This window comes from Microcystis sp. T1-4 (assembly GCF_000297435.1).
Lineage (GTDB): Bacteria > Cyanobacteriota > Cyanobacteriia > Cyanobacteriales > Microcystaceae > Microcystis.
Map to the genome: position 1 here is coordinate 12,033 of NZ_CAIP01000056.1, position 15,992 is coordinate 28,024.

Annotated in this window: 13 protein-coding genes and 1 pseudogene; 3 read left to right on the forward strand and 11 right to left on the reverse strand. The window is 42.0% G+C overall.

All coding sequences use genetic code 11. The features are described 5' to 3' along the window. Positions 1–1,383 precede the first annotated feature (1,383 nt). The 4 genes and pseudogenes from MICAI_RS27715 to MICAI_RS03230 form a co-directional block, all read right to left on the reverse strand. Positions 1,384–2,715: pseudogene (locus MICAI_RS27715) on the reverse strand (NACHT domain-containing NTPase); the annotation flags it as partial. 64 nt (positions 2,716–2,779) lie between these two features. After that, entirely contained in the window at positions 2,780–3,208 is a 429-nt protein-coding gene (locus tag MICAI_RS03225) for a DUF29 domain-containing protein (RefSeq protein WP_008197638.1), read from the reverse strand. Positions 3,209–3,238: 30 nt separating this feature from the next. Beyond that, positions 3,239–3,403: a hypothetical protein gene (locus MICAI_RS25660; RefSeq protein WP_157221718.1), complete on the reverse strand. Its 165-nt coding sequence runs from the start codon at positions 3,401–3,403 to the stop codon at positions 3,239–3,241. Next, positions 3,375–4,082: a hypothetical protein gene (locus MICAI_RS03230; RefSeq protein WP_002740014.1), complete on the reverse strand. Its 708-nt coding sequence runs from the start codon at positions 4,080–4,082 to the stop codon at positions 3,375–3,377. Before MICAI_RS03230 ends, MICAI_RS25660 begins: the two co-directional genes overlap by 29 nt. Positions 4,083–4,423: 341 nt before the next feature. Here MICAI_RS03230 and MICAI_RS03235 point away from each other — a divergent pair, with 341 nt between their 5' ends. From MICAI_RS03235 to MICAI_RS03245, 3 genes are all read left to right on the forward strand, one after another. Further along, positions 4,424–5,152: a Uma2 family endonuclease gene (locus tag MICAI_RS03235; protein ID WP_051011145.1), complete on the forward strand. Its 729-nt coding sequence runs from the start codon at positions 4,424–4,426 to the stop codon at positions 5,150–5,152. Beyond that, positions 5,149–6,594 (forward strand): precorrin-3B C(17)-methyltransferase, encoded by a 1,446-nt coding sequence (cobJ, locus tag MICAI_RS03240; protein WP_008197644.1) that lies wholly within the window; start codon positions 5,149–5,151, stop codon positions 6,592–6,594. Before MICAI_RS03235 ends, cobJ begins: the two co-directional genes overlap by 4 nt. A gap of 580 nt (positions 6,595–7,174) precedes the next feature. Next, positions 7,175–7,540 (forward strand): DUF1815 family protein, encoded by a 366-nt coding sequence (locus MICAI_RS03245; protein WP_008197647.1) that lies wholly within the window; start codon positions 7,175–7,177, stop codon positions 7,538–7,540. A gap of 44 nt (positions 7,541–7,584) precedes the next feature. Here MICAI_RS03245 and MICAI_RS03250 read toward each other — a convergent pair whose 3' ends face one another. The 7 genes from MICAI_RS03250 to MICAI_RS03280 form a co-directional block, all read right to left on the reverse strand. After that, the gene (locus MICAI_RS03250; protein WP_008197650.1) at positions 7,585–8,550 is read right to left on the reverse strand and encodes a glycosyltransferase family 2 protein; all 966 of its coding nucleotides are present in this window, start codon (positions 8,548–8,550) and stop codon (positions 7,585–7,587) included. Further along, positions 8,547–8,726 carry a hypothetical protein gene (locus tag MICAI_RS03255; protein ID WP_008197652.1) on the reverse strand — a complete coding sequence of 60 codons (180 nt, stop codon included), beginning with the start codon at positions 8,724–8,726 and terminating at the stop codon, positions 8,547–8,549. Before MICAI_RS03255 ends, MICAI_RS03250 begins: the two co-directional genes overlap by 4 nt. A 143-nt stretch (positions 8,727–8,869) precedes the next feature. Further along, the gene (locus tag MICAI_RS03260) at positions 8,870–10,147 is read right to left on the reverse strand and encodes a glycosyltransferase (protein WP_008197654.1); all 1,278 of its coding nucleotides are present in this window, start codon (positions 10,145–10,147) and stop codon (positions 8,870–8,872) included. Between the two features lie 132 nt (positions 10,148–10,279). Beyond that, positions 10,280–11,350 carry a formylglycine-generating enzyme family protein gene (locus MICAI_RS03265; RefSeq protein WP_008197655.1) on the reverse strand — a complete coding sequence of 357 codons (1,071 nt, stop codon included), beginning with the start codon at positions 11,348–11,350 and terminating at the stop codon, positions 10,280–10,282. Between the two features lie 34 nt (positions 11,351–11,384). Beyond that, complete coding sequence (locus tag MICAI_RS03270; protein ID WP_008197659.1) at positions 11,385–12,359, reverse strand: methyltransferase domain-containing protein; 975 nt, start codon at positions 12,357–12,359, stop codon at positions 11,385–11,387. A gap of 273 nt (positions 12,360–12,632) precedes the next feature. Next, positions 12,633–14,225, reverse strand: coding sequence for a hypothetical protein (locus MICAI_RS26800; protein WP_008197661.1), 1,593 nt, complete (start codon positions 14,223–14,225; stop codon positions 12,633–12,635). A 94-nt stretch (positions 14,226–14,319) separates the two neighbouring features. Continuing rightward, entirely contained in the window at positions 14,320–15,810 is a 1,491-nt protein-coding gene (locus tag MICAI_RS03280) for a mannosyltransferase (RefSeq protein WP_008197663.1), read from the reverse strand. Between the last annotated feature and the right edge of the window lie 182 nt (positions 15,811–15,992).

Below are 15,992 nucleotides of genomic sequence, written 5' to 3' on the forward strand. Positions count from 1 at the left end.
TCGAAACATTTCTTTAATGTCAGAATCTAGATCCTTTCTAGCTAATATGGTTTCGATAATTGCTCCTATTTCTGAGTCAATTGTTATTCTACCTAATGCATTCAAAAGTTCAATAATTTCCCCTTCACCCTTATTAGCTTGTTGTTGAATAATGGGTAAAGTTTGCGGATTATCTCGCCAATGGGTTGCTAAAGCTTCAATTGCTTGATCTTCACCCTTATTAGCTAGTTGTTGAATAATGGGTAAAGTTTGAGGATTATCTCGCCAATGGGTTACTAAAGCTTCAATTGCTTCTGATTCACCCTGTCTAGCAACTTCCTGTAGATAAACTAACGCCTCAGAATGAATTTTAGCAATTCTAGATAATTGATTAACAGCTTCCCATGCGCCACTCCAGTAATGTTGCTCAATTGCTATGGATTGAAGAACACTCCATCCTGTCGGATCATCTTGCCAGATGTTTCCAATTTTAGCAACTGGTTTTTCCTTAAAATCAGTATCAGCATACCTATAAGACAATTTAGTTAAGGATTGAAGACTATCTAACAATCGCTGACTTAGTTCAACATAAATAGACTGGTTTCGCAATTCTCCATAACAATCTGCTGCTAAAAAAAGATAAGCAAATTCCTGATCTTCTTCCTCTATATCAATGAGATAACTAATTAATTCTTCAGCAATTTCTTTAGGAAATTCTGCACTTAGCATCCCCATTAATAAACATAAAACTTCTTTCCAAACAGGATCTGAACAATGTTCTCCAAATACTTTGGTTTTCAATTCCTCAAGAGTAATTCCGTCTGGTAATCCTCGGTTTTTAAATCTTTCATAAAACTCGCAAGCACAAAAGTATTCTAAAAAAGTTCGATGAACAAAAGCAAAAGCATTGCCACCTAAAGAACAAAGAATAAAATTACGATAGCGCAGTTGTTTGATAATTAAATCAGTCAGATCACTAGCGTCTCGTTTGTTAATTCCTGTTCCTTCAAGATATTGAGTCAAAATGTTTTCTAATTCTTCCTTATAGATCAAGTTGGCAGCTAACCCTTTTTCCCCTGCTTGTATGGCACTTGCGACTAAACGAAGAATGTCTCTTTTATCCCGTAGATCAATATTATAAAGATATTTTTTCAGTTCAGGATCAATTAATCCTTCCTTGGTTTCAAAATCCCATTGATGTAATAACACCTCTGACGCTTTTTCATAAAGTTTTGAGCGATCTCTTGGTAATTCTTGAGTTCGATTCAGAATAGCCATCATCGTTAATAATAAAGGATTTCCTGCTAATTGCCGAATCGCTTTTGACTCCTTAATTGCCTTTTGTAAACGTTCTTGTTTTTGGGTTTTATCATCTCGATTTTCAAAAGCTAAATCATGCCAACGTTGAATAAAATCTTCAATCTGATCTTTATCTAAATCTTGGATCATAAAATGTTCAAAACCAGCATTATTTAATTCTTCTGCTTTATATCCTAACCAGCGAGAAGTTACTATAATCTGCACTTGAGGATATTGAATACTAAAACGTTTGATATCCGTGACAATTTCTTCTCTTAGTTGAGGATTAAAAACTTCATCTAAACCATCAAAAAGCACAAGAGCCTGACCTTTTTTAAGCTTATCATCTAAAGCAAGTTGATTGAGATGACAAATCAGATTACCTTGATGGAAAAATTCTAGAATATTCTTACACTTTTTTTCATCCTTATCTCTGGCATAAATACGCAATTCTATCAAAAGAGGAAGGGGAAGCAAAACACGCTGACTGAGTTCTTTTTCAGCCCAATTTAAAGCTAAATACTGCAATAAACTCGATTTTCCCGCCCCCGGATCGCCTAAAATTACAGTTCGTCGGTATTCAGAAGAATTGACGATATTCAAAACAGGATCTAATTTTTCATTCAGATATTCTCGCCGTTTTCGTTCTAGTTCTGCTTGTATTTGTTCTAACTCCGCTTGAGTAATTTCTCCCCTATCTACAAGTTCCTGCAGCACTTCTTTAGGTAATTCATAAAGTTGAGGAATAAATTGTTTGCATCGTCTCACATTTTGCGGCACAAACATTCGCCAGAGTTTGATTTGCTCATAAGTCGTTGTGTCTAAAGATTCTAATTTAAGATGGCCATATTCCTTTTTTAAGCCTTCCGCATAGTTATCTAAATTGTAATCTGTTTTAACTCCTGCTATTTCTTGAATATTTTGGCTATCTTTATTCTGTAACTTAACTAAAAAAACGGCTCTTAGCTTTTCAGAATTTTCAATAATTTCCTGAGTTTTTCTCAAATAAAATTTACCGAGTTTTTCCCAGTTAAATTCAGCAGGTAACGGGGGTAAATTGAGTCTTTGCCAAGATTGAGCTAACCTAAAAGTATCAAGAACTTGACAATCAATATCAAAAGCATCCCCTAAAATAGGTTTAACTTGGTCATCTTTAATAAAAGTCTTGAGAGGTTTTTCAAAGTTTTTAATTTGATCATCCTCCAGATCGGCCATTTCTAACTGTTGCTGAAAGAGTTCTAAAAACTCCTTCATTGCTTTGCCATAAGCTTCTTTTTGAACATCTTTTTCAGGTAAGTGTAACACTTTACCTAGACTGTTTTTAAAAAATTCCTTTCCGTAATCTTTTGCACCCTCTATGGCCAAATCTTGCATTACTGAACGAACAAGCGAACCTGCGGCTTGAGTAACCCCCCAGACAATTAACGGGTCAACCATGGCGATAAACTTAAGATTCTGTGGATACTATCTAAGCTTACCAACTTTAATCGTTTTTCGTCTATCATTCCGACAAATGAAGAGAACGATTTAAAATATCCTCAATACCGTAGGGACAAACGGGGGGAAACTCTAATCCCGTCTCTCTAAAGGCATCGGCACAAGCAACAGCATAGAGTTTAAATAGGCTTTCATCGGTTAAATATCGCTTTAAACTGGGGCTATCGTCCAAATAAAGCCTAATATTAGCTCTTTCTCGCTGAATAGTTCCCAACCAAACCCAGGATCGCCGTTGAGGTTGATAGTCCCACTTTAATAAATGATGCAAAATTAATCTGAGACTAGCAAGTAAGCGATCGCGCTCCCGTTTCGACAAATCCCGCACCTCTTCGACTAAATTCTCAATATCTAACTCGGAAAACCGACCGGAGGCTAATAAATCGGCCATTTGTTCGGCCCAAAGTCCAAAGTCTTGCTCATAGGATGCCGTCATCAATTTATCTCCTTCTAAGCTCAATTAACATTATATTAAACCTCTTGCATAATTAATTTTTGATGGTTCAAAAACAGCAAAAACAAGGATTAAATTACCCAAAATCTGTAAATTATGATTCATTGATGACCGGGAAACCAGCATCGTTTCAAAGATCGCCGAACCATTAACGGGTTTTGCGTCTTCGGATGACATTATTAGAATAACGAGAAGGTTTTGGCCGGGGTTCTTTTCCCCCTCCCAATTCGCGACTAACTTGCTGAAAAATATCCCGTCGCAGCACAGGATATTCCCCTATCCACTGGTCGAGTTGGGGAAGATGGACATCAGAAAGCTGATTGATATCCCCTAAATCGGGGTCTCGAGACATTAACAAAGCTTCGGCCACCATCCCAGGACGGATCGATTTATGGATGCGTTTGAGGGGAGCGCGAACGATTGCCGAAAAGCCAGTTTGATCACCGATTTCTAGATTAATACAGCGTTGGCGATTTTCGATAATCTCTAATTCCCCGCGTTTATTGACCCTTTCTTCTTCCCCGATTAATTCCTCGGTAACAAAAGCATCGAAAACGCGACCGCGCCAAAACCCCCCGTAGGGAAGACGACGATAGGTATTATTGCGAACACTGGCCCAATAAACCGGACCCCAGAGCCAATATAAACCGGCGATAATGTCGAAAATCAGTTTAATTGTTAAACCACCGGGGCCGAATAAATTACCGATTAACCAAGCTGCGGTGAGAGCGATGATAGAAATGAATAAACGGCGCAGAAAATCAGACCATTTACCCCAATAGTGAGCGTACTGGGGGCCGGTGGCGATAATCGGGACAATTTGCTCGATCGATTGACGGGTAAGGGGAACCAACATTATCAGTTATCGGTTATTCGTGAACGGGTAGGCTCTAGGAGAGGACGTTTACCTTTCATTTAGGCGCGCTATATCAGTTATGACAGCGTTTCTCATAACTAGATGAAGTGTAACCTAATTTGGTATCGACTACCGACTTCCCAAAAGGAAAATTTTGTACCTCATCACTAAGATAAATGGTATAGTTTTGAGTAATTGTCTATCTGTTGGTCGCCATTCATTCCATCGCTAAAAGCTCAGGAATTCCGGGAAAATTTCAGTTAAAAATTAAATCCCTCAAGAAGTCCAATGAAACAATCTATAATAAAATCAATGCTGTTTTGTTCCCAAAGACTGCCACCATGACTTCTTCTCCGGTTAAATCCTTAACTTCTCAGATTGTAACCACTCAACATTTACCCCCGTTAGAAAATGGGGATCGCTTAATTCGTCCCGAATTCGAGCGCCGTTATCAAGCTATGCCAGGATTAAAAAAAGCCGAACTGATCGAAGGAGTTGTATATATGGCATCCCCATTAAGGTTTAAATTTCATGCTGAACCCCATGGCAATCTTGTGGGTTGGCTATGGACATACAAAGTTGCTACCCCCCAAGTACAAATGGGTATTGAGCCAACAGTCCGCTTGGATATCGACAACGAACTACAGCCGGATGGGGTGTTATTAATTAGTCAAGAAAGCGGGGGAAAATCAACCCTAACTGTAGAGGGATACCTAGAAGGAGCGCCGGAATTAGTGGTAGAAATTGCCGCTAGTAGTGCCGCCATAGATTTAGGGGATAAAAAACGTGCTTATCGTCGCAGTGGCATTCAAGAATACCTTATTTGGCAGGTATTTGATCAAAAGATTGATTGGTTTAGTTTAGAAAATGGCGATTATATTTCTTTGTTACCCAACCAAGAAGGGGTGATTTGCTCTCTAGTATTTCCGGGTTTGTGGTTAGATATTTCAGCCATGCTCAACGGCAATATGTCACGGGTGTTGGACATCTTAAAGGCTGGAATTAACTCGGTAGAGCATCAAGAATTTATCCAAAAGTTAACTGCAACGCAGTCGGGGGAAGCCAAATGAAACCTCCAGCTATTCTGATTTTAGGAGAAACCAGTATTCCCGTGGCTCGTCAAGTGCAAATGGCCCTACCGGAAGCAGTGGTTTATGGGTTAATAGATCGTACCCATTCGGCAGATTTTACCTATACTAATTTTGGCGAAACCGTGCGAGAATTTTTCCAGACGGGAACGCCAATTATTGGCATTTGTGCGGCGGGTATTTTGATTCGCACTTTAGCACCTTTATTAACTAATAAATGGCAAGAACCGCCTGTATTAGCAATCGCAGAAGATGGCAGCGCCGTAGTGCCTTTGTTGGGGGGTTTACAAGGGGTTAATGATCTCGCTCGTCAAATTGCCTCGGTTTTGCAAATTTCCCCCGCAATTACCACCACTGGTGATATTAGATTTAAAACGACTTTATTATCGCCACCACCGGGTTATCAGTTAGTTAATCCCGATGATGCTAAGAAGTTTCTTGCCGATTTATTGGCTGGTGAAAAAGTAAAATTAATCGGTGAAGCGGACTGGTTAAAAAATAGTAATTTACCGATTTCATCAGCAGCAAAACTGAGCATTGAGATTATCGATAAAAGTAACTTAAACTTAGCACAACCTAGCAATACCTGTTTAGTTTATCTCTGGGAAGAAAGCCAGGAAATTAAGGAAAAATCTGGTTTACTACTGGGGGATTTAGACCTGGAAAGTCAAGGTAAATTAGCCATAGTTGGAACTGGACCGGGTGCGCTAAATTGGATGTCGCCAGAAGTTCGAGAAGTGTTGGAAAAAGCCACGGATTGGGTGGGTTATAAAACTTATTTGGATTTGGTAGAATCCCTGAGAAAACCAGAAATTGTCCGCCATGAATCGGATAATCGGGTGGAACTCGATCGAGCGGAAATTGCCCTAGATTTAGCGGCTAAGGGGCGATCGGTTGTCTTAGTTTCCTCTGGAGATCCCGGCATTTATGCCATGGCCGCGGCCGTGTTTGAGGTATTAGAAAAAAAAGCAAAACCAGCATGGCAGCAGGTGGCCATTCAGGTCTGTCCAGGGATTTCGGCCATGCAAGCGGCGGCTGCTAGGGTTGGCGCACCTTTAGGCCATGATTTTTGTGCGATTTCCCTATCGGATATTCTCAAATCTTGGCAGGTGATTTCTCAGCGCATTGAGTTAGCGGCCCGGGCCGATTTAGCGATCGCATTTTATAATCCTGTGTCTCAAGAGCGCACTTGGCAATTAGAGAAGGCAAAAGAGATTTTATTACAATGGCGATCGCCGCAAACTCCCGTGGTATTAGCGCGTAATTTAGGACGAAAAGGGGAAACGGTGACGGTAAAATTCCTAGAGGATATGACTATTAACGATGGGGATATGCGAACCATAATTTTGATCGGATCGAGTAAAACTCGCCTGATTGAGCAGGGTAAAACCAAGCAGTGGGTTTATACTCCACGTCACTATTAAGTAGGGTTTGCGGCAAAAAGTTTTTCGGTGGGTGTAGGGTGTAGGGTGTAGGGTTTTAGCGATTTTGAGGGGGTCAATTACCTAATTTTCAGGGAAAAAGTACCTGAATTTTCCCCCCGATCACTCCGGGATCTGGTACTTTTTGGTTGACAAAAAGTCTAAAAGTCTTACCCCACAAGGTTTTTAGATTTATTCAGCCAACCCTAATTACCGGTTACTGTTTACCGATCGCTGAAACAAGCTCCCATCTCCCTCCCTATCTGCAATAGAGCCATAGCTTTATGTAATTGTCAATATAGATTTACGAACTTTTTTGTCGAAACCGGATCTTAAACTTTAAAAATAGGCATGATGGGAATAGTTGGGATCGAGGGGGTGGAAAGACGGATAAACTGGTGGCTTTGTAGTTATATATACTTGGCGAACTCAGGAATTCACGCTACCCTAGGCCTCGGGTTCTTTACATTTTGTTACTTAACATCCGTAAAAAAACTTGGTTCACATACCTTATTTTCTCAAGCAAGAATCTTAAAAAAGTATTAAGGTTTTATAATTGAGGAGTGTTATCAGGAGGAAAATTGTGTTTAAACGACTTGCAGAACAGCATCGCCAACTGGTCAAAGACTTAGTCATGGATTTACAGGCCTTAGCGATCGCACTAGAAAATCAAGGTTATCTAGCATCTTGCTACACCTGTGGCGGTCAAATGAACAGCGCATCCTTTATGGTGGGATTGGGGGAAACCCATCTAATTCGGTTTCTCGTGTCTGATTACGGCATCACCTGGACAGAAATGCGCGACGATCGAGAGTTAATGAAACTCGAAGGTGCGGAAGCCATCAGCCAACTAGAGGAATTAGCCAATCTGATTAAATATCAAATTTCGCCAGCGGAATTTATTGGCAAAAAACCCGCCTCCGTGCTGCAACGGTTGGAGACGGTTTAAACGGAGATGTGACCTAGACTTGTATGTTTAGGGAGCTTTTTTCCCTAAGCTTTCAGCCAACTGTTAGCTAGATAAGCCATTCGTTTCATCTCTTTTCGTCCCCGGGAGACGGAATCGAGGATCATGCCACAGGTCAAACCTAAAAAGGCTAAAAGCATGATCGAGGCCGATAAAATAGCGGTGGGAAAACGTGGTACTAAGCCAGTTTCGAGGTATTCAAACAGGACGGGGATCGCTAACAAGAGGGCAATAACCGCCAAAATCAGCGAAACAAGGCTAAAAAAGAGAAAAGGACGAATTTCTTTAAATAGTAGGATAGCGGTTCCCAATACCCGCCAGCCATCTTGAAAGGTTTTTAACTTACTTTGGGAACCCTCGGGACGTTCCCCGTAGAGGGTTGGTTCTTCAGCGAAGGGAATTTTTAATTCTAAAGCGTGGATAGTTAACTCGGTTTCAATCTCGAAACCATTGGACAAAGCGGGAAAAGATTTGACGAAACGACGAGAAAAGATGCGATAACCGGAGAGCATATCGATTAAACGCGCTCCAAACAGAAATTTCACGAATCCCGTTAAAAATAGATTACCGGCGCGATGACCCCGGCGATAAGCCTGGGAGGATTTTGCCGCTTCCCGACGCGCACCGACCACCATATCTAACTGTTCTCGCAGCATTCGTTCAATTAAGCGTCGTACTGCCGCAATTTCGTAGGTATCATCACCATCGATGAGAATATAGATATCGGCCTCGATATCGGCAAACATCCGCCGGACAACATTGCCTTTTCCAGGCTGGATTTCCTGACGAACGATCGCCCCGGCTTTGAGTGCCTCCGTCACGGTATCATCGCTAGAGCGGTTGTTATAAACATATATTGCCGCTTCTGGCAAAAAAGTTTGAAATTGGGAGACAACTTTAGCGATCGTTAGTTCTTCATTGTGACAGGGAATGATGGCGGCGATACGGTAGTTTTTCAGGGAAATCGGCGGAATAGCAGTCATTTCGATCATGGCTGACGACAATGTTTAATGATAGTTAGGGGGGTTTCTTGGCGTTGGACGGCATGAACAAGGGTACAATGGGGGAAAGCCTGGAAGTAATCGTATCGGGATATAGCTAGATAATAATCGGGGTCGGCGGCCTTTCCCCAAGCAAAGTCATCGGCATTTTGAGCAAGCCATTCCATCCCATCTTTGAGACTTAATCCCCGGTAATCGGTTTCCTGTTGATCTTGGGCTGCTTTTAAGTCCCAAAAATTAAGGCTGCCAGAGGTTGAACGAGAGTTAAAAAGGGTTTGCGGGATGGGAGGGCAAGTTTTCCCAGGTTTTCCTATGGCTTGCCGGACTTTTCGGGTTTAACCTCCGTCACACGCCAACTGAGTTTTAAATTCATCCAGAAGTTCCAAACGGTAACTATAGCGATCGCTATTAAGTTAGCAAGATAGCGATTAATATGTAAGACATTGAAGAAAAAGTTTAAGAGCAGGACGTTGAGGATCAAACCGGCCAAACAAATAAGATTAAATTTAAGAAAACGTTTGCAACGCTGCTGCCACTGATTTTGGCCGGTGGACAAATCGCCAAAAGTCCAGCGATCGTTCCAGAGAAAATTATTAATAATGGCCACCTCGGCGGCGATAATCTTACTGCGAGTTACTCCCCAAGCGAGGGTAGTGGGATCGCTGAGGAGATAAAAGATAGCCATATCGACGAATACGCCACTAAACCCGACTAAACTAAAGCGAAGAAAGCGAGCGAGGGGGAATTGCCAACGCCTTTTCAGGCCACCGAAACGACCGCGGGAACGCAATTTCAGCAGGTGCAGGATATATTCGATGTATTGTTGCCAGGTGACTTTGCTTTCGCCGTCTTGACGCTCTTGGAAAACGTAACCCACTTCGGCGATCTGGTCGATATTGCCGCGGCCGATAACTTCGAGGAGAATTTTATAGCCCATCGGGTTTAAGATCGGGCCAGCGATCGCTTTTCGATTAACCATGAAATAGCCACTCATCGGATCCGATACCCGTCCCACCACGTTAGGCAGAATGACTAATCCCAACAGCTGCGCCCCCCGGGAGAGGAAGCGTCGAGTCAGACTCCATTGGCTGACTCCACCCCCTTCCACATGGCGACTGGCCAGGGCGAGATCGGCTCCGGCTCTGGTTTGCTCGAATAATTTTAATAACACTTCCGGGGGATGCTGTAAATCGGCATCGATGACCCCAAGTATGTCGCCCCGTGCCACTTGCCACCCCCTCACCACTGCCGAGGATAGGCCTTTTTCTCCCTCCCGGCGCAGCACTCGCAGCTGGGGATATTCAGGGATTAAAGACGCGGCGACTTCCCAGGTGCGATCAGGACTATTATCATCGACAACGATCAGTTCGTAATCGTTGGCAAGGGCATCGTCCAGTATTTGACTGAGAATGTTGACTAATTGAACGATATTTTGCCGTTCATTGTAGGTGGGAATGACTAGAGACAGGCTGAGAGGATAATTTTTTTCTTCTTCTAGGTTGCCGTCGTCCGGGGGAGGAGGAGATAAAGGTACCTGTAGATCTCCTGTGGGGGGAGTTAACAAAAGATGAGACTGCTGTATCTTCATGAAAAATTTGACCTCACTCGCGGTTGATTTAGCTACAGACGCACTGACAACGGCAGAAGATTCTGAATACTTTTGGCAACCTACCCTATTGAACCATACCTTTGTCGTCTCTTGGGCGGACACAAGCATTGATTAACCGGTACTATCGGCCATGACTCGTAAACCCAAGACACTGTAGTGTTGATCGGGAAGGCAAAAGGTGCGATTGGCACTGCGTAGGTGTCTTGCTTCATCGCCCCAACTGCCCCCTCGCACTAAGCGGGCGGAACGATAACGGGGCTGCAAGCGAGTATCCCTATCTAACCAAGCACTACCATCCAGGGGGGGGGCTCCCTCGTAATTCCGGTGCCAGCTATCGGCGCACCATTCGCCCACGTTGCCGTGCATATCGTAGAGACCGAAATTATTGGGGGCGAAACTGCCCACCGGGGTAGTCTTGGCCAGATAGGCGCTGCTGGGTTCTTCCGCGTAGGGATCATAGACGGCAAAGTAATTGGCGCGCTCGCTGGTTAGGGTTTCCCCGCAGTAAAAGGGGGTGGTTGTACCGGCGCGACAGGCGTATTCCCAGCGTGATTCACTCGCTAGTCGGTAATCTTTGCCGGTGGCCTGGGAGAGTCGTTGACAAAATTCGATCGCCTCGTACCAGGAGACTCTTTCAACAGGCAAGTTATCCCCTTGGAAAAAGGAGGGCGCCGGGTTGAGTTCGAGATTAATTTTCGGAAGTTCGGCGATCGCTCGCCATTGTGCTTGGGTGATCGGGTATTTGCTCAGAAAAAAAGCCGCCGTCGTCAGGGAATTTTCTGGTTTTTCACTGCTAGTATGATCGCCTTTTTCCTCATTTTTCGAGCCTCGTAGAAAACTGCCCCCCGGAATAGCCACCATTTCTAGTTCGCTGCCGTTGCCTAAAGGTTCGCGCCAGGAGCGAGCGCTACCCTGACGGCGATCGATAATTTGCCCTTGACGATCAACGGTGACTGTTTCAAAGCTATATTCTGTCCACTGGAGATTTTGCGAATTTACTGGGCGAATTTGCCGCAAAAATTCCTCGATTGCCTCTATATTCTCGGCACTAGCTTGGTTTTGGTCGGCAGAATAACTGAGCCGAGAGGAGAGAAGGGTAGCTAGTCCGGCACTTCCTCCGGCTAGGGCCGCTAATTTGAGCAAGCTACGTCGGTTTAAGAGGGGATTAGGGCGATAGTTCATATTTTTAGGAGACTGGTCTGATATTTAGGCATTTCTAATCTTGATAGAAACGACTTTTTACTAAACAATAGGCTCTTTCATCGCCGTCACGACTGGCGGGATCGGAGTTTTCGGTATTACCTACTGTTATATAATCGCAAATTTCCCAGCCAGTTCGCTGTAAAATTCGGCGCAACCCGGCATTAGAAAAGATCCAATAGTTGGTAGAATCATTATTTGCTTCTAGTTCATCGAGTAAATAGGCTAGAGGAATCGCGGAAAGATCGACTCGATTAGCGGCATTACTCACCGTATTAAACTTAGTGACGCGGGTGCTAATCAGGCAATAATTGGCAGATTTTGCTAAGGTCTCAAGGGCATAGTAGGGATTTTTGAGATGGTATAAAATTCCTAAGAAGATGACTAAACTATAGCTTTTTTCGGGAAGGAGAAACTGGGAATCTAAGTTAACATCATGAATCTCCACAGAGGAAGAAAGAGCAGTTTTGAGCAGTTTAACTCCTTGCATCAGATTAAAGTTGGTAGGAGCGTAGTCAACCACCTGCACTTTACAGCCCAAAGATTCCAGAAAAAACGCCAGATCGCCATCGGCACAACCAATATCAACAATCGGTTTCTCCGAGATTAATTCTAGTAGAAAACGGTTTTTACCCGTTAATAGTAATTCGAGAATATCGAAGCAGGTTAAAGTGTTGTAAGGATACCAGCCAAAATTGTCGGGAGCGAGTTTTTCTTTTTCGGCATCTAATTGGACTCGAAACTTGCGGGATTTATTTTTGATGACGCTAATATCGAGAAGTTTGGGACTAATTTCTTGCAGTTCGGGAATGGTTAAAGATAACTGACCTAATCTTTCATAAAGAGCGTTTTTTTCCCGAATCATTTCTTGTTTTTCTTGATTCAAACTCTTCAGATGATCTTTGAGGGAATCTCGTTCTTCAATTAAAGTCTCTCGTTCATCAACTAGGCGAGGATATTTCCAGAACTTAAGATATTTCTTGATTTTCATCTATCAATAGGGAGGAATTAATTTTACTAAGTTGGTCTAGGGGTTGTCTGGCTGTTGGATATTTTTACCAAAACTACTCTAATAATACCATCGATCAGGATTATTTGTCAAGATATTTACCAAAAAATATAGGTTTTAAAGTCAGCTTTTTATTGGATTTTATTAATATTAAGCCGAGAATTTTTACAGATAATTAATTTTGAATAATTATAGATTCTGGGTAACTGCATTAGAGAAAAATTCACCTCCTGACTCCTCTAATTCTCCAGAGGACTAATGATTAGTTTCGATGATTTTAAAATATTTGGGAAAATCTCGACAATGGGGACAGTATTCAATCAAAACAGTGGTGGGATTATGACAGGAAAGCTGCCGTTCAAGAAAATGAAAATCTAAGGGAGCATAGATAAAATAAACCGTATTTCTATCGATTTGATTTATTTGACAAATTTGTCTTTCTTGCAAAAATTTTAACAATTGATCTTGTTTTAAAAAGTGATAGGATAAATCTTGAAAGTTTCCATAACTGATCAATCGTGGTGATTCGTTTTCGGTGGCTAAAATATTTCTCCAGAGGAGAGTTTGCTGCAGGGTGAAGGTGAATCCTAATAAAATAATTAGTGATAGGTATAGGTGACGAACTTGAGCGGTGATATATTGACTGCGGACGACTAGGGGAAAAGCAATCAGAAAAAGATAACCCGGAATAATATAATAGCGATCGGAGTTACCCGGTGCTAGGGAAACAAACAATAAACAGAATAGGGGATATAAATAAAAAAATACCTCCGTTTGTAAGTTATTAGCATTGTTATTATTGATTAGCTTTTGTAATCCCCGCAGGATAAAAATACTTATGAGAGCTATCCAAGTAATTTCTAACCATTGTTTTTCCAAGACAGTTAACAGGCTGGAGGAGAGTCTTTCGATGACGATAATTCCTGAGATAGTGCCAAGAAAACTTTGGGAATGAATAGTCAGAAAGTTTCTCAATAAAAATAGTGATAGCAGTAGGAGAAAAACACCAGCTAACCAATAAAATATTTGCTTAAACCGTGGTGGCAAGGATAAAAACTGGCTAATTTTTTGCTGTGTTTTGATAAAAATTGTACTAAAAAGAGCGAGAAATGCTAGGCTGATTATCAATAAAATATATCGATATGCTTGAAAAATTTCATCACTAATTAAAGGTTTAGTTACATAAATTATAGAAACGACTGTCAGGGATAAAAAAGATAAATAGAAAAGCTGGATCGTGGTTTTATTAAAATAACGTAGGTGCAGACTTAGAGCCGCCACAGTTAAACCGAGGGATTCAAAGATAAAGATAAAATGATTGATAACTCCCAGGGAAGTTATGAAAAGGAAAAGAAAGATATCGAGTCCAGTAAATTCATGATTTTTAAAGTACTTGAGAAGAAGCTTAAATTTAAGGGAAAGAAAGAATACTTGTAAAGCGAATACTTCCCAGGCTATTCTAGGAAAAAGCAGTAAAGAAGAACAAGATAGTAGTAAAAATAAGAAAAGAATACTCGTCTTTTGATCCACATATTTATTCAGGCTATAAACGACGATAATAAAACCTAATAGGTTAAGGAAAACCCCCAGTAATCGCAAGGAAAAAACTTTGATGCCTAGTAAGCGAAATGTTAGGGAAATTAACCAGCTATAGAAAGAGCTAGTATAGGTGTTTAGTCCGTGGAGCGATCGAGTTCCATGGTGGAGAATTTCCCTAGCATTTAGTCCAAACCAAGCCTCATCTCCGTGCAATCCGGGGAAAGAGGAGAGGTTGACGATCATAGCAAAAAGTATATAGATTAAAATCAGAAAACTTAGGCAAATTGGCCAGATTTTAACTTTTTTCATGCTCGAAGTTATCCCCCTTACATAATTAACTTTTTTTCTCGGCTTTTTAGACTTTTTTGACAAATTTCGCAACTTTGTTTAAGGATATATGATCCTACTCACCAGCTTCTTTGAGATACTGATTGATATGATAATCCGGGTTAACTTGACAAGAATTCGAGCGCCTGTAAACGCAAGTTCCGTTAAAGCATTTCTCCCGTTGATAATCTCCGACCGAGGCAGTGTCTTGGTTAAATAATAGATAATTAAAATAAGGTTGTAGTTCCTCGAAATTTTGGTTATCTTTAAGGAAATAAATCGGCACATCTTGGTGTAAGTAGGCATATCCCCCCGTATACTGCCACGCCAATCCTTTTACTCCTAAACCGCACAGTTTTTTCTCGCTACTTAAATACTCATAGGCCTGTAATTGTCCGCCGTGGGTTTGCCAGTGAGTATAGCCCGGTTTTTGCCAAGGCGGTCCGAAATTAAAAGTCTGGTCCGTATTAAAACGCCCCGCCAACAACGAAGAGAGAAAAGCCCAAAGAAGTAAACTACTAAAAATAACGATAGTTTTGCTGGTGAGGGAACCTCGCATTAACCATAAACGCGAGACGAGAGTGGCAGTCCCCAAACCAGCGAGAATAATAATTAGTGGTAAGGCGGGGAAAATAAAACGATATTCTTTGTGACCTAAAAAGCTGTGAGAGAGGATAATAACTAGGGCCAGAAGGGCGAGAATCCAGTGACGACGAGCAGCGATTGCACAGAAGACGAGGATCGGAAACAGCCACCAAGACCAATTGAGGGCTAACCAAGTAAAATATTGCTGCCAGGGGGATACGCCAAAACTATTAAATTTTCCTTCAAAAATATTAATCCAGATCAGTTTCCAAATCGATTGGAAGGGGGTGGACCAAGTGAAAGCATCTAAAGCACCCCCCAGCAAAACCGGACCGATAAAACCGAGGGCAAGGGGCAGTAATTGTGGAAAGTTTTTTTGTCTAATTTGATAAATGAGGGCGATGGCGATGGCTGGCAGTAAATGAAATCGAAGATAGGTGGTCAATCCGTAGAAAAACCCCGTCCAATACAGTCGCTGACGAGAGGGGGGATTTTTGCCGTAGCATCCTAAATAAACGCCGACTAGCAGGGAATAAGCGGCCATAACTTCGGTGAAGGCTTTCGGGGCAAAATAGATAAATTCAAACCAAATCGCACAAATACCGCCAGTGAGGATAGCACCGGCCAAACCGATGCTTTCGTAGGCGATCGAGAATCCGATCCAAACGGGAATTAAAGATAGTAAACTGAGGAAAATCTTGACACTGGCCAGATAGCCACTGGAGCCTTCCGAAAAACCAGCAGTTAGCTTCATAATCCCGCCAAGAATGCCCGGAAATAACCAAGAACGAATCCCGTCCCGAAAATCCCAAGGTATCATCCCATTACCAAAAGCTAGTCGATGACCCTGTTCTAAGGTCTGAAAAATTTCATCCGGCCAGAGAATATTAGGATAAGAGAAAGCGGCATTTAGACGTAGGAAAAGCGCAAAAATAAGGATTAATAACAACCAAACTCTAGAATAATTTGACTGACGAATCATGTTGGCAACTGAGGTCAAGATGTTTGCTTTAGGGGAAAATATAGGGATTTTTAACGGAGTAATTATTGTTACTCGACTATCAAGCTAATGTTTTTTAGCATATTGCTGATGGTAATGTCAATCTCTTAAGTAGGTAGGCGTTAAAAGTTGTCAGATCCCCCCGCCTATCGGCACCCCCCTTA